The 18,563-nt window shown below is 41.9% G+C and carries 17 protein-coding genes and 1 pseudogene; 15 read left to right on the forward strand and 3 right to left on the reverse strand.

Annotation, left to right across the window (positions count from 1 at the left end; genetic code table 11):
• Positions 1-139: 139 nt before the first annotated feature.
• Complete coding sequence (locus tag ABE613_RS00750; RefSeq protein WP_328282594.1) at positions 140-331, forward strand: uroporphyrinogen decarboxylase family protein; 192 nt, start codon at positions 140-142, stop codon at positions 329-331.
• On the forward strand, positions 328-1,152 hold the full coding sequence (locus tag ABE613_RS00755; RefSeq protein WP_235232383.1) for an acyltransferase domain-containing protein: 825 nt from the start codon (positions 328-330) through the stop codon (positions 1,150-1,152). Before ABE613_RS00750 ends, ABE613_RS00755 begins: the two co-directional genes overlap by 4 nt.
• On the opposite strand, the pseudogene ABE613_RS00760 reads toward ABE613_RS00755, so the two are convergent.
• Positions 1,149-1,661 (reverse strand): annotated as a pseudogene (locus ABE613_RS00760) (DUF4091 domain-containing protein); the annotation flags it as partial. The gene ABE613_RS00755 and the pseudogene ABE613_RS00760 overlap by 4 nt on opposite strands.
• 75 nt (positions 1,662-1,736) lie before the next feature.
• On the opposite strand from ABE613_RS00760, the gene ABE613_RS00765 reads away from it, so the two are divergent.
• The 7 genes from ABE613_RS00765 (at position 1,737) to ABE613_RS00795 (ending at position 9,649) form a co-directional block, all read left to right on the forward strand.
• Positions 1,737-2,288: a carbohydrate ABC transporter permease gene (locus tag ABE613_RS00765; RefSeq protein WP_347375468.1), complete on the forward strand. Its 552-nt coding sequence runs from the start codon at positions 1,737-1,739 to the stop codon at positions 2,286-2,288.
• A 139-nt stretch (positions 2,289-2,427) separates the two neighbouring features.
• The gene (locus ABE613_RS00770; protein ID WP_235232380.1) at positions 2,428-3,267 is read left to right on the forward strand and encodes a CvfB family protein; all 840 of its coding nucleotides are present in this window, start codon (positions 2,428-2,430) and stop codon (positions 3,265-3,267) included.
• Positions 3,268-3,313: 46 nt separating this feature from the next.
• Positions 3,314-3,550, forward strand: coding sequence for a polya polymerase (locus ABE613_RS00775; RefSeq protein ID WP_235232379.1), 237 nt, complete (start codon positions 3,314-3,316; stop codon positions 3,548-3,550).
• Between the two features lie 112 nt (positions 3,551-3,662).
• A complete protein-coding gene (locus tag ABE613_RS00780; protein ID WP_235232378.1) occupies positions 3,663-7,136 on the forward strand; it encodes a DNA polymerase III subunit alpha in 3,474 nt (1,157 codons plus the stop codon).
• 77 nt (positions 7,137-7,213) lie between these two features.
• Positions 7,214-8,191 (forward strand): 6-phosphofructokinase, encoded by a 978-nt coding sequence (pfkA, locus tag ABE613_RS00785; RefSeq protein WP_235232377.1) that lies wholly within the window; start codon positions 7,214-7,216, stop codon positions 8,189-8,191.
• A gap of 154 nt (positions 8,192-8,345) precedes the next feature.
• Positions 8,346-9,188: a glutamate racemase gene (gene murI, locus ABE613_RS00790; protein ID WP_268826444.1), complete on the forward strand. Its 843-nt coding sequence runs from the start codon at positions 8,346-8,348 to the stop codon at positions 9,186-9,188.
• 8 nt (positions 9,189-9,196) lie between these two features.
• Complete coding sequence (locus ABE613_RS00795; RefSeq protein ID WP_235232376.1) at positions 9,197-9,649, forward strand: YwiB family protein; 453 nt, start codon at positions 9,197-9,199, stop codon at positions 9,647-9,649.
• Between the two features lie 34 nt (positions 9,650-9,683).
• On the opposite strand, the gene ABE613_RS00800 is transcribed toward ABE613_RS00795, so the two are convergent.
• Complete coding sequence (locus ABE613_RS00800) at positions 9,684-10,124, reverse strand: hypothetical protein (RefSeq protein ID WP_235232375.1); 441 nt, start codon at positions 10,122-10,124, stop codon at positions 9,684-9,686.
• A 145-nt stretch (positions 10,125-10,269) separates the two neighbouring features.
• On the opposite strand from ABE613_RS00800, the gene cls reads away from it, so the two are divergent.
• From cls to ABE613_RS00815, 3 genes are all read left to right on the forward strand, one after another.
• Complete coding sequence (gene cls / locus ABE613_RS00805) at positions 10,270-11,745, forward strand: cardiolipin synthase (RefSeq protein ID WP_347375360.1); 1,476 nt, start codon at positions 10,270-10,272, stop codon at positions 11,743-11,745.
• Between the two features lie 119 nt (positions 11,746-11,864).
• Positions 11,865-12,920, forward strand: coding sequence for a trigger factor (gene tig / locus ABE613_RS00810; RefSeq protein WP_347375361.1), 1,056 nt, complete (start codon positions 11,865-11,867; stop codon positions 12,918-12,920).
• A gap of 102 nt (positions 12,921-13,022) precedes the next feature.
• A complete protein-coding gene (locus ABE613_RS00815) occupies positions 13,023-14,363 on the forward strand; it encodes a sodium-dependent transporter (protein ID WP_235232372.1) in 1,341 nt (446 codons plus the stop codon).
• Here ABE613_RS00815 and ABE613_RS00820 read toward each other — a convergent pair.
• Positions 14,360-14,947, reverse strand: a complete 588-nt coding sequence (locus ABE613_RS00820; protein WP_235232371.1) for a pseudouridine synthase — start codon at positions 14,945-14,947, stop codon at positions 14,360-14,362. The genes ABE613_RS00815 and ABE613_RS00820 overlap by 4 nt on opposite strands.
• 195 nt (positions 14,948-15,142) lie before the next feature.
• On the opposite strand from ABE613_RS00820, the gene ABE613_RS00825 reads away from it, so the two are divergent.
• The 3 genes from ABE613_RS00825 to ABE613_RS00835 all read left to right on the forward strand — a co-directional run bounded on the left by ABE613_RS00825 (position 15,143) and on the right by ABE613_RS00835 (position 18,450).
• Complete coding sequence (locus tag ABE613_RS00825) at positions 15,143-15,919, forward strand: helix-turn-helix domain-containing protein (protein WP_235232370.1); 777 nt, start codon at positions 15,143-15,145, stop codon at positions 15,917-15,919.
• Between the two features lie 145 nt (positions 15,920-16,064).
• On the forward strand, positions 16,065-16,517 hold the full coding sequence (gene bcp / locus ABE613_RS00830) for a thioredoxin-dependent thiol peroxidase (protein ID WP_235232369.1): 453 nt from the start codon (positions 16,065-16,067) through the stop codon (positions 16,515-16,517).
• A 1-nt stretch (position 16,518) separates the two neighbouring features.
• On the forward strand, positions 16,519-18,450 hold the full coding sequence (locus ABE613_RS00835; protein WP_235232368.1) for a DUF5107 domain-containing protein: 1,932 nt from the start codon (positions 16,519-16,521) through the stop codon (positions 18,448-18,450).
• Positions 18,451-18,563: the final 113 nt, after the last annotated feature.

The following is an 18,563-nucleotide window of genomic DNA, read 5'->3' on the forward strand; positions in this document are numbered from 1 at the left end:
AAAAGGTGGATGTAATAGATAATTATTTGACCAGGCAAAAGCGACGAGTCTTATATCCTCAAATGGGAGGAATGGGGCTCCAGTTAGTACCCTATACAATGTATCAGATCTTTGAAGATGGGGATAAACAGAAGGGAATATTGACCCGGTGAAAACGATGCTTCAGGGTACACCTGAAGAAGTCCGAAGAAAAACCGAAGAGTTGCTGGACAGTATGGAGGGGCATAAAAACTTTATGCCGTCTTTCGGATGTGATTGTCCAATCAATACTCCAATAGAGAACCTGAATATGGTAATAGACATTGTGAAAGGTTGGAAGATAAAGGAATGAGAACAACAGATACAATTGAGGAGTTTATGGAACGTATACACCTGCCTTCGGGTGCAGTTGATGAAGTATTGCGGTTTCAGATGACAGAAGAGGAGCTGGCAGAGTGGGAGAAACGGTTCCAAAATGACAGAGATGATTTTTTTTCACAGTTGGAACTGCGAGAAGATCAGAAATTAAGAACATTATATCTATATATTAGATTTGCACTGAAGATGAAACCTGTTTTTTTAGAAAATAATATTTCAGAAAAAATATATTATGATACATTTTATGACCTGACTATCTGGTGTAAGTGGTGTAAAAAATATTATGGTATCTATGGAATGGTCGAGGCAAGATGGTATGAGCGATTATATGAGATGAAAGTATTCCGTCTGGGAAGACTTGAATTTGAAAAGATTATTCTGGAAGAAGATATCCAGTATTCTGGCGGCGTTGTGAAAAAGGGAGAAAAGGTGATAGGAGTCCATATTCCGGAAGGTGGACCACTTTTGCCGGAAGCGTGTGATGAATCTTTTGCACTTGCGGAAAAATTCTTCCCGGAAGAATACAAATTATATACTTGTTCTTCATGGCTGACATCTCCGGCATTATATGAATTGTTGGATGAAACGAGTAACATCCTGAAGTTCCAGAAAAGATTTGAGATCCTGGATATTCAATATATGTTCCCATTAGCAGAACAAAGGGTATATGGAATCATAAAGGAAGATAAAAACGAGTATTCGGAAGATACTCGTTTACAGAAAAATCTGAAAAAATTTTTACTTGAAGGAAAAAAAGTAGGAATAGCATTGGGAGTTATGAAAAGGAGCAATTAGCTCCTTTTTGCTATTTCTGCATTTACCCTGTTTCTGAGAGATATGAGGTAGAAATCGGATTTAGGGAATGTAGTGAAAGTTAACGGCTCACTCAGTTCGTCTTCAATCAGATGAAGTACGAATTCTTTATCTGTAAGAGACTCTAATAATTTCAAAGCGCGGTAGTCGCATAGAGCTTCGTAATGTACCATCATACGGATCGATTCTTTTGGCAGTCCGTCAGAACCAGGATATACAAGAAATGCATCCCCGGAAGGAAATGCGTGACCGGCATCTGTGACCGCATAAGGGTCAAGACACATCGTTGAATAGTGGTCGTAATAAAAGTTATATCCCCAATGAAGAATTCCGATAATATCGTACTTATAGATCTGAATACCATAGATTCGATTCCGGGCAGAAGGCATAGACATAAAGCGATTGCTTACATCAACACATTGTGCGGTACAATAATATACCCACATATCAGTCAGACCATTCTGGAAGAACAGGTCAATCTCATCATTGCCAGGAACTGGTTTGTCAACGAGTCCGTGTTTATAAAATTCATAGCTGGATAAGGCATCCTTTTTACCAGCACATTAATTGGATTTATTTTTGCAAAGTATGAATTTAAATATAAAAAGGTTTTATTTGTGCTTCTTTTATCAACAATGATGGTGCCAGGACAGGTGACAATGATTCCGCAGTATCTTATGATACAGAAAATGGGGCTTTTTAATACATTGTGGGCTTTGATCGTCCCTAATCTCATCAGTGCGTTTGGTATCTACTTAAGCAGGCAGTTTATTGCAGATATTCCTGACAGCCTTTGTGAAGCAGCGAAAATAGATGGGGCAAATTCATGGAGAATATATTGGCATGTGATTCTGTCTAATATAAAACCAGCAATAGGAGCTCTTGGGATTTTTACTGCATTAGGTATATGGAATGATTACCTGAGTCCATTAATTATGCTGAATGATATTGATAAGATGACATTACCGTTGGCTTTAGCGATCTTTTCAAATCAGTATTCGACAGATATTACAACAACAATGGCCGCAGCTGCAATGATCATGTGTCCAATAATAATAGTTTTTTTATTGTTCCAAAAACAATTCGTGCAAAGTGTTGCATTAAGTGGAATGAAATAAAAAACAGCTTTCTGCTTGAAATTGAGAAGAGCAGAAAGCTGTTTTTTGTTCTATAAAACTGAAAAATTAAGATATTGATTTTTGGACAAAACAAAAGTATACTATAATAACACTGTATACAAGATGCAAGGAGGCAGTCATGGCATTAACAGATAATCTGGGGAAAAAAGTAAGATTGATGGTAGTAAAGGAAGTAGAATTTGGTGTGTATCTTGGAAATAGCCAGGAGAAGGTACTTCTTCCCAAAAAGCAGGTTCCGCGCGGAATAGAAATCGGTGATCCGGTCGAAGTATTTTTATACAAAGACTCGTCCGACCGATTGATCGCAACAACCAGTGAACCAAAGATTACATTGGGGGAACTTACCGTGCTTCGTGTAGTAGATACTGGAAGGATTGGAGCATTTCTTGACTGGGGATTGGAGAAAGATCTTTTATTGCCGTTCAGGGAGCAGACTGCAAAGATAAAGAAAGGGGACGAAGTGCTTGTTGCCCTTTATATTGATAAGTCAGGAAGACTGTGTGCGACTATGAAGGTCTACGATAGACTGCAGAGTGATTCGCCATATCAGAAGGATGATCAAGTGGAAGGAACAGTCTATGAGATCAGTGATAATTTTGGTGTATTTGTGGCAGTAGATAATCGTTATTCCGCATTGATTCCGAAGCGAGAAGCTTTTGGAAAGCTGAGAGTCGGAGACCATGTACATGCAAGAGTCGTGAAGGTGAAGGAAGATGGGAAGCTTGACTTAAGTGTGCGTGAGAAAGCATTTCTTCAGATGGATGCAGATGCAGATTTGATCATGAAACGCATGGAAGCTTATGGTGGCAGCCTGCCATTTACAGATAAGGCGGAACCGGAATTAATCAAGAAAGAATTCGGGTTAAGTAAAAATGCATTCAAGCGTGCAGTGGGACGTTTACTAAAAGAAGGAAAGATACAAATTAGCGAAAAACATATTGAAATTCGAAAGAAATAGGTTATAATAGGGGCGAAGGAATATAACGTAAAAAGGAGATAGTGAGATGAAAGTACAGAATATTACAAACATTGAAAAGTTTTTTAATGCAGTTGATGAGTGTAAGGGAAGAGTAGAATTAGTAACTGGCGAAGGTGACAGATTGAATTTAAAATCTAAGCTGTCTCAGTACGTATCCATGGCAAATATCTTTTCAAATGGCGAGATTCCGGAATTAGAGCTTATTGCATATGAGAAGGAAGATATTGATAGATTAGTGAAATTCATGGTTGATGGTGAGTAGAATCTTACGTGAATGCAGACAGAAGGTGTTCCTTTCGGAAGGGGCACCTTTTACTTATATATAGAAATATTTTTGAAGTGCGTAATACAAAAGAGCAGGAAAAGGAGTAGGTATGAGTTTTGCACATCTTCATGTCCATACAGAATATAGTCTGCTGGACGGTTCGAATAAAATAAAAGAATGCGTATCCCGTGTGAAAGAGCTGGGGATGAACAGTGTGGCTATCACGGATCATGGTGTAATGTTTGGAGTGATTGATTTTTACCGTGCGGCAAAAGCAGTGGGGATTAAGCCAATTCTGGGATGTGAAGTTTATGTGGCACCAGGTTCACGCTTTGACAAAGAAGCCGCAGGAAGCGGGGAAGAACGATATTATCATCTGGTCTTGCTGGCGGAGAATGACTTAGGATATCATAATCTGATGAAGATTGTATCGAGGGGATTTACAGAAGGATATTATTACAAACCCCGTGTAGACCTGGAAGTACTGAAAGAATTTCATGAGGGAATCATTGCTCTGAGTGCATGCCTTGCGGGGGAAGTTCAGAGAAATATTCTGCGTGGAATGTACAGCGAGGGTAAAGAAGCAGCACTTCGGTATCAGAAGATATTTGGGGAGGGAAACTTCTTCCTGGAATTACAAGACCACGGTATGCAAGAACAGAAGATGGTGAATCAGTCGTTGCTTCGAATGTCGCAGGAGACGGGAATTGAACTGGTGGCGACTAACGATATTCATTATACCTATGCAGAAGATGAGAAGCCACATGATATGCTGCTTTGTATCCAGACTGGAAAGAAACTTTCGGATGAAAACCGTATGCGCTATGAGGGAGGACAGTATTATATCAAATCCGAAGAAGAGATGCGCACATTATTCCCTTATGCACTTCAGGCTTTGGAAAATACACAGAAGATTGCAGACCGTTGTAATGTAGAGATTGAGTTTGGGGTGACAAAACTTCCAAAATATGATGTTCCAGAGGAATACACCTCTTGGGAGTATTTGCAGCATTTGTGCTGTCAGGGACTCAAGAAGCGATATCCATCTGGTGATGAATCTTTAAAGAATCGGTTGGAATATGAATTGTCTGTCATTAAGTCCATGGGCTATGTGGATTATTTCCTGATTGTGTGGGATTTTATCAAGTATGCCAAGGATCATGGTATTATGGTGGGGCCGGGACGTGGTTCGGCAGCCGGAAGTATTGTGGCATATTGCCTGGAGATTACCAGCATTGATCCGATTAAGTATCAGTTGCTGTTTGAACGTTTTCTGAATCCGGAACGTGTATCCATGCCTGATATAGACGTGGATTTCTGTTTCGAACGGCGCCAGGAAGTGATTGATTATGTGGTGGAAAAATACGGTTCAGACCGGGTGGTTCAGATTGTTACGTTCGGTACGATGGCAGCGAAGGGAGTCATTCGTGATGTGGGACGCGTCATGGATCTGCCTTATGCGTTCGTGGATTCTATCGCCAAGATGATACCAAAAGAACTGAATATAACATTGGATCGTGCATTGAGCATGAATCCGGAGTTGAAGAAGTTGTATCAGGAAGATGATCGGGTCCATGAATTGATTGACATGTCCAAGAGACTGGAAGGTCTTCCAAGACATACATCTATGCATGCGGCAGGAGTCGTAATCAGTCAGAAATCTGTAGATGAGTATGTACCATTGTCACTTGGATCTGACGGATCTGTAGTTGCGCAGTTTACAATGACGACATTGGAGGAACTGGGCCTTTTAAAGATGGATTTTCTGGGGCTTCGTACTCTTACGGTAATTCAGGATGCGGCGCGTCTGGCAAGTGAAAGCGCAGGAGAAAGGATAGATATTAATCAGATTGATTATGATGATAAACGTGTCCTGGAGTCGATTGGAACAGGAAAGACTGACGGAATCTTCCAGTTAGAAAGTGGCGGAATGAAGAGTTTCATGAAGGAGCTGAAGCCGCAGAATCTGGAGGATATTATTGCCGGAATCTCTTTATACCGACCGGGACCGATGGATTTTATTCCACAATATATCAAAGGAAAGAACCATCCAGAAACGATTACGTATGACTGTCCGCAGCTGGAGCCGATCCTTGCACCGACCTATGGATGTATTGTGTATCAGGAACAGGTTATGCAGATTGTACGAGATCTGGCCGGTTATACATTGGGACGAAGTGATCTCTTGCGCCGTGCGATGTCTAAGAAAAAGGGCGAAGTAATGGAGCGTGAGCGGAAGAACTTTGTGTACGGCAATCCGGAAGAAGGGGTGCCGGGCTGTATCGCCAACGGAATTGATGAGGAGACGGCCAATAAGATTTATGATGAGATGATTGATTTCGCAAAATATGCATTTAACAAATCTCATGCAGCTGCGTATGCGGTGGTATCTTATCAGACAGCCTGGTTAAAATATTATTATCCGGTAGAGTTTATGGCAGCGCTTATGACCTCTGTCATTGATAATCCGGGAAAAGTATCAGAGTATATCTACACATGCCGACAGCTTGGCATTGAGATTCTTCCTCCGGATATAAATAAAGGCGAAGGAAGTTTCTCTGTAGATAATGGAAATATCCGCTATGGACTTGCTGCAATCAAAAGTATTGGCAGACCGGTCATAGATGCAATAATTGCTGAGAGGAACGCCAGAGGTGAATTCAAGAATCTGAAAGATTTTATTGAACGATTATCAGGAAAAGAAGTAAATAAACGAACCATAGAAAGTTTCATCAAATCAGGGGCTTTTGATAGTTTGGGTGGAACCCGCAAGCAGTTCATGGTTATCTATGTGAAGATCCTGGATCAGGTGAATCAGGAGCGTAAATACTCTATGACAGGACAATTGTCTTTGTTCGATATGGTTGATGATGACCAGAAAGCTGAATTCGACATTCCGCTTCCTCCTGTAGGTGAGTATGAGAAGGAGACAAAACTTGCGTTTGAAAAAGAGGTACTGGGCATCTATCTCAGTGGTCACCCAATGGAAGAATACGAAGAAAAGTGGAAGAAGAATATTTCCAGAACAACCTTAGATTTTCAATTGGATGAAGAGACTGGAAGAACGAAGGTTCACGATGGCGCCAGAGAGATCGTGGGTGGAATCATAACCTCGAAGACTATCAAATATACGAAGAATAATCAGACGATGGCATTTATTACGCTGGAAGACTTGGCAGGTTCTGTGGAAGTTGTAATCTTCCCAAAAGTCTATGAGAAGAATCAGCAATATTTGAACGAAGAGGGCAAAGTCTTTGTAAAAGGAAGAGTGTCAGAAGAAGATGAGGCGGCAAGTAAGCTGATCTGTGAGTCGATTGTTCCATTTGAACAGACAAAACGAGAATTGTGGTTGCAATATGCGGATAAAGAGGCGTATTTATCAAAAGAGAAGGAACTTTTGGAATTGTTGAAAGACTCCGATGGATCCGATTCTGTGGTCATATATTGTAAAAAAGAGAAGGCAATCAAACGTCTTCCGGCAAACAGAAATGTAAGTGCAGACAAAGTTTTATTGAGCAAATTGACGAATTATTTGGGAGAATCTTGTGTAAAAGTAATCGAAAAACCCATTGAAAACCTTTGATAATTAATGTACAATGTTGCACGAGAGAGATAGATTTCCATAGGGATTAAATTAAGAATACGATGGAGGGATAATTCATGGCAGACAAAGTAATACGTACGATAGGTGTATTGACAAGTGGCGGTGACGCACCTGGAATGAATGCAGCAATCCGTGCGGTAGTTAGAACAGCATTAGGAAAAGGCCTGAAGGTCAGAGGTATCAGAAAAGGATATCAGGGACTTTTGGATGAAGAGATTATTGATCTGTCCGCCAGAGACGTGTCTGATACAATCCAGCGCGGAGGAACAATTCTTCAGACGGCGCGTTGTGAAGAGATGCGTACAGAAGAAGGACAACAGAAAGCTGCAGCAATTTGTAAGAAATATGGAATTGACGGATTAGTAGTCATCGGTGGAGATGGTTCCTTTGCCGGAGCTCAGAAGTTAGCAAACCTTGGAATTAATACAATTGGAATTCCGGGAACTATTGATTTGGATATCGCATGTACAGAATATACAATCGGATTTGATACAGCAGTAAATACAGCAATGGAAGCAATCGATAAAGTTCGTGATACATCAACTTCTCATGAAAGATGCTCTATCATTGAGGTTATGGGAAGAGATGCCGGATATCTTGCTTTGTGGTGTGGTATTGCCAATGGTGCAGAGCGTATTCTGATGCCAGAAGAGCACGACTACAACGAAGAAGCAATCGTAGCAGACATTCAGGAATGCAGAAAACGTGGTAAGAAGAATTACATCATCATCAACGCAGAAGGCGTCGGTGACTCACTGAACATGGCGAAGAGAATCGAAGAAGCAACCGGAATGGAGACCAGAGCAACCATTATCGGACACATGCAGCGTGGTGGAAGCCCGACATGTAAAGACCGTGTATATGCATCCATCATGGGAGCAATGGCAGTGGATCTTCTGATCGCAGGAAAGAGCAATCGTGTAGTAGGCTACAGACACGGAGAATACGTTGATTTCGATATCAACGAAGCATTGAAGATGCAAAAAGGAATTCCAGATTATCAGTACGAAATCGCAAAAGAACTCGCATTGTAAGATTGAAAGATAGAGAAAAAAGAGGCAAAAATGCCTCTTTTTTTTCATTTGGGTACAGGGCATTTTTTAATTGGGGACGTAGTAAAGTTAAAAAAGTCTACGTCCTCTACTTGAAATCGTGAGGGGCAAACGGTACAATGGGTAGTACGAATGTATGATAAAGGAGATTATTATCGTGGAGATGAATTCTAAAAATACAGCCCCTGTTGGTGTCTTTGACTCTGGTGTGGGCGGTTTGACGGTTGCCAGAGAGATTATGCGCCAGCTTCCGAATGAGAATCTTGTGTATTTTGGGGATACGGCCAGAGTGCCTTATGGAAGCAAGTCTAAGAATAATATTATCCGATTTTCGCGGCAGATTATCCGTTTTCTTCAGACGAAGAACGTGAAGGCGATTGTAATTGCCTGTAACACAGCCAGTGCGTTGGCACTTGAGACTGTGGAGAAGGAGATAGATATTCCGATTATTGGAGTGATCGTGCCGGGTGCGAGAGCAGCTGTGCAGGAGACGAAGAATGGAATGATTGGTGTGGCAGGAACGGAAGCGACGATTCGAAGTGAGACTTATACGAAGGTCATTAAGAGCATGAATCCGGATGCGGTCGTTATTGGAAAGCCTTGTCCGTTATTTGTACCGTTAGTGGAAGAAGGCTTTGCGAAGCACAAGATCACAGAGGAAGTAATCGATATCTATCTGTCGGATATGAAGAAGACGGATATTGATACCATGATTTTGGGATGTACGCATTATCCTTTGTTGAGATCCAGAATTATTGAGTATTTTGGGGAGAAGGTACATATTGTAAATCCGGCTTATGAGACAGCGATGGATCTGAAATCCATATTGGAAAAGAAAGGAATTGCAAATCAATCGGGAAAACCGGCAGTCTATGATTTTTATGTCAGTGATGCGGCTGAGAAGTTTACGCAATTTGCGAATACGATCCTTCCATATGATGTCGCTGCGACAAAGCAGATTAATATAGAAGAATATTAGGTGATGGTATGACGAAAGAAGTATTATTGACTATATCTGGTCTGCATTATGAGACGACTGGATTAGTGGATGAGGATGAAAATGAGAACGAACCAATTGAAGTCATCACGCCGGCAACATATTATCTGAAGAATGGGAAGCATTATGTTGTCTATGATGAAGTGGTAGAAGGAATGCCGGGGTCTATCAAGAATAAGATTCGCGTTGATGAAGAGGGCAAGCTTGAGATTATGAAAAGTGGCATTTCAAATACACATATGGTTTTTGAAAAAGATAAGATTAACATGACTCAGTATAATACTCCGTATGGGGAATTAATGGTTGGAACACATACAAAAGAGATGAAGGTGGATGTGACCGAGGAGAATATCGATATCCATGTAAATTATGCGTTGGATATCAATAGTGAGATGGTCGCTGACTGTAATATAGCGATTAATATAAAAGCATTGGACCGTTAGGATCCAATGCTTTTATTTGTTGTTGCGCTTGTCTTTATTTGCCACGTAATCTTGCGAAGAAACCTTTCTTCTTCTGTGGTGTCTCTAATGGTCCTCTTAAGCCCTTGACTGCGGTAATGTAGATGCCGCTTACAGTAGCTTTTACTTCCTTTTTCACAGGAATCAGAGGATAGATCTGTGCATCGCACATTAAGGTCATAATCTTCGGACCAACTTTTGCTTTTACAACCGGCACTTTGGAACGGCGAAGATATTTTGGTGTGTTCTCCAGAACGATGGCTGGGAGTCCTGCATCTTTCATCCGCATCTTGCCTTTATCGATAATAAGCATAGATACAGTCTGCGCTACAGCATCCAACTGTTCCTGCTGTTCAGCCTGTCTCTTTTCTGCCTTTTTTCCTAAGAAATACAACACAACACATGCAACAATTAAAACGATTAAAATAACAAGCAATACGATGGTAAACGTACTCACGGCGAACCTCCTAAAATCTATTTTTCACGAACTACATTGTAACATTCTTTGAGCACAAGTGCAAGAGATTTGAGGTTTTAGGGTTACTTTTCCGGTGAGAAAAGGTATAATAATTATAAGTAAGAGAGTGTTGGGGAGGATTATCATGCTTCAGATAGCAGGAGATGGAATCGGAATTGCATATGAATGGATTCTGGATCATTTTTTCTTGATAAATATCGTGTTTTCACTGCTGATCATATTTTTTCAGCGCCGCAATCCCACGACTGTGTGGGCATGGCTTCTGCTGTTGTATTTTATCCCCATTCTGGGGTTTGTACTATATCTGATCCTGGGTCAGAATTTCCATAAAAACCGAATGTTTAAGATGAAGGAAATCGAAGGAGAGATTAAGTATGCCGTTCGCAGACAGGAGGAATCCATCTATAGGAAGAAATTGCGGTTGCGCGATCCTGAGCTGGAAAGATTCAAAGGATTGATCTTATATAATCTGAATGAAGTAGAGTCTGTGTTGACAGATAATAATGATATTCGCATATATACGGATGGAAAGGAGAAGTTTCAGGCGTTGCTTGCAGAGATGGAGCATGCCAGAAATTATATCCATGTGCAATATTACATTATCCGCAATGATGAACTGTGGCAGGAGATTGAAAAGGTATTGATACGAAAAGCAAGACAGGGAGTGGAAGTGCGGGTCTTGTTCGACAGTATGGGATGCAGAGGAATGCATAATTCCGACTGGGTTCGCTTAGAGAAAGCAGGCATTGAAGTGGCAGAATTCTTCCCGGCAGTTCTGGGGAAATTACAACTTCGCGTAAACTATCGAAATCACAGAAAGATTGTAGTTATCGATGGGAGAATTGGATTTGTCGGAGGCTTTAATATCGGACGGGAATATCTTGGAAAGGATAAAAAGTTTGGCTATTGGAGAGATACACATATTTGCATTGAAGGATCGGCGGTTACTTCGTTGGCGGTACGATTTGTGTTAGATTGGAATTATGCGGCCAAGGAGAATCTATTCTTAGAAGATCGACTCTTTGAGATTCCCAATTATGTGCGTAACGGACATGATCCGGTACAGATTATTTCCAGTGGCCCGGATTCCAGCAGTCAGGAAATTCGTAATAATTATCTCCGTCTGATTCATATGGCGAAGAAGAGTATCTATATACAGACTCCATACTTTATCCCGGATGATAATATACGGGATGCATTGATGATAGCTGCGAAGTCTGGTATTGACGTACGGATCATGATTCCGTGCAAGCCAGATCATCCGTTTGTATATTGGGCGACCTATTCTTATCTAGGGGAAATGATTGAGGCTGGTGCAAGGTGTTATACTTATGATCATGGATTCCTTCATGCGAAATGTATGTGTGTAGATGGGCTTGTGACCTGCATGGGGACGGCCAATATGGATATTCGCAGCTTTAGTCTGAATTTTGAAGTCAATGCTGTGATCTACAGTGCGCGGACAACCGAGAAGTTAGTTGAGGCATTTGAGAATGACATTACAAAGAGTACTCTGGTGACTCGCAAGAAGTATGAACAGAGAAATTATATCGTACGAATCAAAGAACAATTTTGCAGATTGTTATCTCCTGTTTTATGATATAAGATCAGAAAAGAATGAAATAAATGTGAAAAACCTTTGAAAGTCCAGCCAAATGTGCTATAACATAATAGTGCGTAATTTTGTTGATAAGAATAATATAGAGCATGAGGTGTAGTATGAAAAAGAAAATTATAATGTTATTAACAGGTGTATTTGCTGCTTCTATGATATTGACTGGTTGTGAAGGAAGCAAAGGACTGGAGACGGATGCATTGACGATTTCCAAATATAAAGGTGTAGAAGTTGATGAGGTAGAAAAAGCTAAGGAGATTACCGATGAAGATGTGGAAAATACGATTAATTCTACTTTGCAAACCAATGCAACAACGAATGAGATCACAGACCGTCCGGTACAAGAAGGAGATACAGCAACGATTGACTTTGTAGGAAAAATAGATGGAGTAGAATTTGAAGGTGGCTCTTCTACCGATTATCCGCTTACGATCGGATCAGGAACATTTATCGATGGATTTGAAGATAGTGTGATTGGACATAATGTTGGAGATACTTATGACTGGGAAGGACAATTCCCAGATGATTATGGCAATACAGATTATGCCGGAAAGCCGGTCGTATTTACCATTACAGTCAAAGAAATCAGTGAACAGGTCGTTCCTGAGCTGGACGATGAATTTGTAAAATCTGTATCTGAGGAATCAAAGACTGTTAAGGAATATAAGGAAGAAGTCAGAAAACAGTTAGAAGAAGATGCCAAGACTAACTATGAAGACAGTCTCAGTCAGGAAGTATGGCAGGCAGTTCTGGATAATTCCGAAGTAAAGAAGTATCCAGAAGAAGATGTACAGGAGATATCGGATTCCTTGATTGAACAATACAAGTCAGCAGCAGAATACTATGGACAGGATTATGAGACTTTCATCGAGGAACAGATGCAGACCACAGTGGAAGATTTTGAAAGCCAGGTTGAGGAGGCTGCAAAATCAAGTGTTAAGCAGACGATGGTGACAGAGGCAATCGCAGACAAAGAGAAGATTAAGCTGACAGATGATGTTTATGAGGAACAATTAAAACAGATGGCTGAAGATTACGGCTATGAAGATGTAGATGCGTTAAAAGAAGCAGCGTCAGAAGAGGACTTGAAAGAAATCGCATTGAATAATCTGGTCAAAGAATGGCTGGTAGAACATTGTGTTCAGGTCGCTTCTGAATAGGGAAGAGCAGTAGGGATGATAAGGCTTATTCGGATGTCGGGGAAAAGACATTTTGAATAAGCCTCTTTTGTTGAAAATACGATAGTTGATGGAGAAAATGAGATGGGTAAGACAGTTGAGAAGGGAAGAGATGAGTTCCGCACAAAAATGGGATTTGTTATTGCGTGTATTGGTTCTGCGGTAGGAATGGCTAATATCTGGATGTTTCCATACAGAACCGGTAAGTTTGGCGGAGCAGCATTTTTAATTCCGTATTTTATATTTGTGGTGCTGCTTGGATTTTCCGGTGTTATCGGCGAGATGGCATTCGGACGGAGCATGAAGACAGGACCGCTTGGTTCTTTTGGAAAAGCGATGGAGATGCGGTTCGGAGAAAAAGGGCGACCAGTCGGCAGAGCAATTGGGATGATTCCGGTGATAGGTTCTCTTGGAATTGCAATCGGCTATTCTGTGGTTGTCGGATGGGTCATGAAGTATCTGTGGAGTTCTCTGACAGGGAATCTTACAAAAGTAGAGGATATGGGAAGCTTTTTTGGAAAGATTGCGGTACCATTCGGAAATATCAGCTGGCATATGCTGGGGTTAGCTGTGACGTTTGTTATCATGGCATTTGGTATCACCAAGGGAATCGAGAAGGTCAATAAGGTCATGATGCCAGTCTTTTTCCTGTTCTTTCTGATTCTGATGGTACGTGTTGCTATTCTTCCGGGAGCAATGGAAGGTTACAAGTATCTCTTTGTACCGAAGTGGGAAGAATTACTGGATATCAATACCTGGGTGTATGCATTGGGACAGGCATTTTTCTCATTGTCACTGGCAGGTTCTGGAACCATTGTGTATGGAAGTTATCTGAAGAAAGACATTGATATTGTGAGCTGTGCGAAGAATGTTGCGTTCTTTGATACCTGTGCGGCACTGCTGGCAGGAGTCGTAGTGATTCCGGCAGTATTCGCGTTCGGTCTTGATGTGGCAAGCGGTCCGCCGCTGATGTTTATCACATTGCCGGCAGTATTCCAACAGCTTCCGTTTGGCGGTTTATTTGCAATTATCTTTTTTGCTGCGGTGTTATCGGCAGCGATCACGTCCCTTATGAATCTGTTCGAGACGCCGGTCGAGGCGCTTCAAGAACAGTTCGGACTGTCAAGAAAAATGGCAGTGGCAGTGATTGCCGTGATCGGGGCAGCCGTCAGTATCTTCATCGAGAGCGGCGATTCCGTAGGCGCATGGATGGATGTCATCTCCATCTATATCATTCCTCTTGGAGCATTGCTGGCAGGAATCATGTTCTTCTGGGTATGTCCGAAAGGATATGCAAGAAGTCAGGCTGAGACGGGACGGACGAAGCCGTTGGGCCAATGGTTCGAGCCGCTGACAAAATATGTGTTCGTAGGCATCACACTGGTTGTGTATGTCCTTGGAATCTTCTTCGGTGGAATCGGTTAAAAATGTGGGGAGATCTCTTTCCATTCTCCCGGCTTAAGATCCGGGTCTAAGGAAATAGAATCAATGGCTGTACGTTTTAATTCTATAACACAGCAACCCACGATCTTTAACATTCGGCGTATCTGGCGCTTTCGGCCCTCTGTGATCACGATGGTTCCCTGGACAACAGGATGATCCATCCGGTTATGACGGGTTTTCTCCTGAATCTCAGGGTGAAGCGTTGGAAGAATATCGGCAAGAATTGTCGTATGTGTAACAGAAATCTTGGCAGGAGCAGTTGGAATGTCAGAGCCTTTCAAAAGGACCCCATATTCCAGCTGCTTTTGCTTCTCTTCTGTTAGGGCCCCAAGGGCGGTAAATTCATAAGTCTTTTCTTTGTGACGGGCAGGATGAGTCATTTCCTGATTCCACTGCCCGTCATCTGTAATCAAAAGCAGCCCTTCTGTCTCGCGGTCCAGCCTGCCGACGGGAGAGAGGGCATCATTGTGTAATTCCTGAAAATAATCCATCACAGTGGGGTAGCGGTCATCGCGTCTTGCAGTGACACAGCCGAAGGGTTTGTTAAACATATAGTAATGATACATCGTGATTCCTCCTGGTACATTTATCATATTTATCCCTGTTAGAAAAGTCAAGATATCCTCCGCAGTTGTTTTCAGATAGCGGAGGACACCTTTTTCTTTTGTATTGACACTTAATGGTGAAAATAGTAAAAAATTACAGTGGTACTGAAATTGTTTTATAAGTATAAAACATAGAGTGAGGAATATGACGAAAATATGGAATACATAAGCAAAAAAATCAGGAAAATACGCAGAAAAAATATTACATTAAAAGAATTGAGTGAGAAGACAGAATTATCAGTCAGTTTCTCGCCTCAATTCGAACGTGGAATTTCATCCATTACCCTGGTATCCCTGAAGAAGATTGCAGAGGCGCTGAACATCACAATGAAGGAATTGTTCGAAGACGAATCGGATGTACAGGGACAATTCGTTCATAAGAAAGACAGTGGTTCAGGATTATTGGGGCTTAAGAAGAAGTATGCAAGTTATGAGAGGTTAAGCGGTAAGTTCGAAGGACGTAAGTTAGAGAGTCTTTTGCTTCGGATGGAGCTGCTGCGTGAGGATTTTGAAGCGTGTACGCATGAAGGAGAGGAACAGAAAGGGTGCAAAGACTGCACTGATTACGACAAAGGGATTCCGCTGGAACGTGACCCGGAACTGGTAGCATGGGATGTAAAGAACGAATATATATCTGTTCGCCAGGACGGAGTTGCCATGAGTGATTTCTCCGGTGCATGCTGCCCGACAGATGGAAAGGTGTCCATGGGCTATGCAATATTTCCACCAGGAACCGTGGTACCGCCTGCGTCTCATACCGGCGATGAATATTCTTACATCATCTCCGGAAAAGTAAAATGTGAGTGCAATGGCAAGAGCAATGAATTATGTGCCGGAGAAGCATCATTTATTCCGGCCGGAGAAGTCCATAGCAGCATGAACGACTCGGACGAAGACGCTACACTGGTATGGATGCTGATTGAAAAAGAATAGAGAAAAGAAAATCTGGCGGCGGGGTAATACCTGCCGCCATTTTTATAAGTTTCAGTCTTTTCAAATGCGGAAATAGGTTGTATTATCGAACTTAGAAAAGAGATTGTAATGAACCGTTGGTTTTATGATTAAAGGAGGAGACACTATGTTAGAAGTGGGAACCAAGGCACCGGCATTTTCACTGCCGGATCAGAATGGACAAGTGCATTCGCTTGAGGAGTACAGAGGTAAAAAGGTAATCTTATATTTTTATCCGAGGGATAATACTCCGGGGTGTACGAAACAGGCATGTGGTTATTCACAGCTGTATCCACAGTTTCAGGAAAAAGGGGCAGTTGTCATCGGAATCAGTAAGGATACGGTAGCTTCGCATAAGAGATTTGAAGAAAAGCAGGGCCTGACTTTTACGATATTGTCAGACCCGGAATTGAAAGTAATTCAGGCTTATGATGTGTGGAAGGAAAAGAAGAATTATGGAAAAGTGTCGATGGGCGTTGTGCGGACAACGTACCTGATTGACGAAGATGGTGTGATCATCAAAGCAAATGATAAGGTAAAAGCAGCCGATGATCCGGCGAAGATGTTAGAAGAGGTGTAATATGGGAACAGAACTTAGAATGGAAAAGCGGAAGATGCAGATGGCTTTATTGGGGAAAGAGTCATGTGTGCCGGATCTGTCCGGGGAAAGTATCTTACAGAATCAGCTGCGATTTCAGCTGCCGGAGGATTCTGAATTGTACGATGGATATGGGAGGGTGAAAAGTGCCTATCCGTATCGCCAGAGAAATGGATATTGCAGAGAACTCAAAGAGCGTAAAGTACAGACGGCTGTTCTGGAAAATCAATATCTGAAAGCCGTATTTTTGCCAGAATATGGTGGAAGATTGTGGGAACTGTGGGATAAGGAGCAAGATCAGAATCTTCTGTATACGAATGATGTTCTTCGATTCAGTAACCTGGCGACTAGAAATGCATGGTTCAGTGGAGGCGTAGAATGGAATATTGGTATTATCGGGCATACTCCATTTACGACAGAACAGATGTATGTTGCCCAGACGGAAGACGAAGCGGGCAATCCGGTTCTTCGAATGTACGAATATGAAAGAATCCGTGATGTCACATACCAGATGGATTTTTGGCTGGAAGAAGATTCCCGTTTCCTAAATTGCAGGATGCGGATTGTGAATGAAAATGATGAGGTAGTGCCGATGTACTGGTGGAGTAACATGGCAGTGCCGGAATTCGACGGCGGAAGAATCATTGTTCCGGCCAGAGCCGCATATACGACGGTAGATAAAGAGGTTCGAAAAGTAGAGATTCCGATGGTTCGGGGCGTGGATGTCACCGATTATAAGAAGATTCCGAAGTCTGTGGATTATTTCTTTGAGATAGAAGAGGATATGCCGAAGTATATTGCAAATGTTAATGCAGAGGGATACGGCCTTCTTCAGATGTCAACGGACAGAATGAAAAGCCGGAAGTTATTCTCCTGGGGCAGTCAGGCAGCTTCTGACCACTGGCAGGAATTCCTGACGGAGAATGCAGGAAGATATATTGAGATTCAGGCCGGCCTTGCAAAGACACAGTATGGCTGTATTCCTATGGCACCACACACTGCATGGGAATGGATGGAGCAATATGGGGCAATTCAGATCGATGCACAGAAGCTTCAGGAATCTCATGAAGAGCGAAGTGCAGAAGTCACAGAGATGCTCCTAAAAAGAGAAAGTCACAGGCATCTGAAAGAAAAGCTGAAAGCATCCAAGCCAATGGCTTTAAAGAAAGCGGATCTTGTGCAGGCGGGAAGCGGCTATGGAATCCTTGGAGTTCATGGCAAGTGGACGGATCATCTGGAATTTGTAGATGAAGAAGGGGATTATGCCCGCTGGAAAGCATTCATAGAAGGCGGCAGATTGCATTGTCCGAAGCCTGAGAAAAGACCGGATGTATTCTTGAATGATGAAGAAAGCTTTACCAGATTAAAGGAAGCTGTCAAAGAACAGGAAAAACATAATTGGTACGCGCACTACCAGTTGGGAGTTCGTTATTATATGGATGGAAAATTCAAGAAAGCAGAGCAGGAATTTCAGACATCCAGAACACTGGAGGAAAATGCATGGGCACTTCACGCGCTTGCCTGTCTGACTTTGCGGAAAGGAAAGAATAAGAAAGCAGCCCGGTATATGTTAAAAGGAATGAAGCTTCAGAAGAAGGAATGCTCATATCAAAAAGAAGGATTCAAGATATTGATTAGTTGTGAAGCTTATACGGAACTGTGTGCATCTTATAAAAAGCTGAGCAAAAAACTTCAGGCTGACAGCAGATTGCGGTTCTATTATATCCAGGCATTAGGCGAGAGTGGAAAAGAAGAAAAGGCTTATGAACTGATGGAAGAAGATGGAGGATTGGTGCTTGATGATCTCCGGGAAGGAGAGGATACTCTGGGACAATTATGGAAGAAACTGCACGATGCTGTCTCAGAAGAAGAGGAAGAAGTACCTTACAGGTATCAGTTCATGGCATTTGAGTAATGTGGAGGATTTTATGAAAGAAATCATCTATATCATTTTGTCCTGGATCAGTTCAAAATCCATCAAGGCACGCCGTGTATAGTCATATTTAGACATTTATTGCAAACACATTT

This window comes from Dorea chungnamensis, assembly GCF_039832125.1.
Taxonomy (GTDB): domain Bacteria; phylum Bacillota; class Clostridia; order Lachnospirales; family Lachnospiraceae; genus JAFBIX01.

What these genes read in the sequence shown, in the direction of transcription:
- ABE613_RS00755 (WP_235232383.1), top strand. Translation starts at nt 328, where the DNA reads ATGAGAACAACAGATACAATTGAGGAGTTTATGGAACGTATACACCTG.
- ABE613_RS00770 (WP_235232380.1), top strand. Translation starts at nt 2,428, where the DNA reads ATGGCATTAACAGATAATCTGGGGAAAAAAGTAAGATTGATGGTAGTA.
- ABE613_RS00775 (WP_235232379.1), top strand. Translation starts at nt 3,314, where the DNA reads ATGAAAGTACAGAATATTACAAACATTGAAAAGTTTTTTAATGCAGTT.
- ABE613_RS00780 (WP_235232378.1), top strand. Translation starts at nt 3,663, where the DNA reads ATGAGTTTTGCACATCTTCATGTCCATACAGAATATAGTCTGCTGGAC.
- pfkA (WP_235232377.1), top strand. Translation starts at nt 7,214, where the DNA reads ATGGCAGACAAAGTAATACGTACGATAGGTGTATTGACAAGTGGCGGT.
- murI (WP_268826444.1), top strand. Translation starts at nt 8,346, where the DNA reads ATGATAAAGGAGATTATTATCGTGGAGATGAATTCTAAAAATACAGCC.
- ABE613_RS00795 (WP_235232376.1), top strand. Translation starts at nt 9,197, where the DNA reads ATGACGAAAGAAGTATTATTGACTATATCTGGTCTGCATTATGAGACG.
- cls (WP_347375360.1), top strand. Translation starts at nt 10,270, where the DNA reads ATGCTTCAGATAGCAGGAGATGGAATCGGAATTGCATATGAATGGATT.
- tig (WP_347375361.1), top strand. Translation starts at nt 11,865, where the DNA reads ATGAAAAAGAAAATTATAATGTTATTAACAGGTGTATTTGCTGCTTCT.
- ABE613_RS00815 (WP_235232372.1), top strand. Translation starts at nt 13,023, where the DNA reads ATGGGTAAGACAGTTGAGAAGGGAAGAGATGAGTTCCGCACAAAAATG.
- ABE613_RS00820 (WP_235232371.1), bottom strand. Translation starts at nt 14,947, where the DNA reads ATGTATCATTACTATATGTTTAACAAACCCTTCGGCTGTGTCACTGCA.
- ABE613_RS00825 (WP_235232370.1), top strand. Translation starts at nt 15,143, where the DNA reads ATGGAATACATAAGCAAAAAAATCAGGAAAATACGCAGAAAAAATATT.
- bcp (WP_235232369.1), top strand. Translation starts at nt 16,065, where the DNA reads ATGTTAGAAGTGGGAACCAAGGCACCGGCATTTTCACTGCCGGATCAG.
- ABE613_RS00835 (WP_235232368.1), top strand. Translation starts at nt 16,519, where the DNA reads ATGGGAACAGAACTTAGAATGGAAAAGCGGAAGATGCAGATGGCTTTA.